Below are 813 nucleotides of genomic sequence, written 5' to 3' on the forward strand. Positions count from 1 at the left end.
CATGCGCTTCAACCCGCTGCGGCCGGTGCCCGGCCGGGAACCCTCCCGCCAGGACACCGGCCGGGCCGCCTGCCGGCCGACGGCAATGACCAGCTCCCTCACCGTCATGGCCTTGTCCGGATACTTCGCCACCGGCGGCGGGCGGCCGGTGCCGCTGTAGGCGGGGGTGGCCGGCCGCGCATGGCCCGGATGAGCGGTGAGCCGGGAGGAGATCCCGACCGCGTAGGCCAGGTTCCGTTCCTCCAGGCCGAGGCGGAAGGCGGTCGCATCGCCGTAGCCGGCGTCCGCGACCACCAACGGAACGCCGAGGCCCCACGAGAGGGTCTCGTCGATCATGTCCAAAGCCAGCTGCCACTTCTCCACATGCCCCACATGATCGGGAATCCCGCAGCGGGTGCGGCGGGCGATCTTGTCCGCATCGGCCTCGGGCGAGGCCGGATCCCAGGAGGCGGGCAAAAACAGTCGCCAGTTGACGGCCGCGGAGGCACGGTCGGTGGCCAGGTGCACCGAGACGCCCACCTGGCAGTTGGTGACCTTGCCCGCGGTGCCGGTGTACTGCCGGGCCACGCATGCCGAGGCGTCCCCGTCCTTCAGGAACCCGGTGTCATCGACGATCAGGGCTTCCGGGCCGGTCGCCTCGTGCATCCGCCAGGCCAGCCGGGCCCGCACATGGGCCGGATCCCACGGGCTGGAGGTGATGAAGTGGGCCAGCGCCTGCCGGTTGCCGTCCTCACCCAGGCGGGCCGCCATCGGCTCCACCGACTTGCGCCGCCCGTCCAGCAGCAGCCCGCGCACATACGCCTGCCCCCACCG

At 72.3% G+C, this 813-nt stretch carries 1 protein-coding gene; it reads right to left on the bottom strand.

From position 1 onward, the window contains the following. Positions 1-813 (bottom strand): IS701 family transposase (locus KUM38_RS33125; RefSeq protein ID WP_217135024.1); only part of this gene is annotated, 813 nt, incomplete at both ends.

Origin of the sequence: Streptomyces sp. AC558_RSS880, from assembly GCF_019049255.1 — a bacterium.
GTDB lineage: Bacteria > Actinomycetota > Actinomycetes > Streptomycetales > Streptomycetaceae > Streptomyces.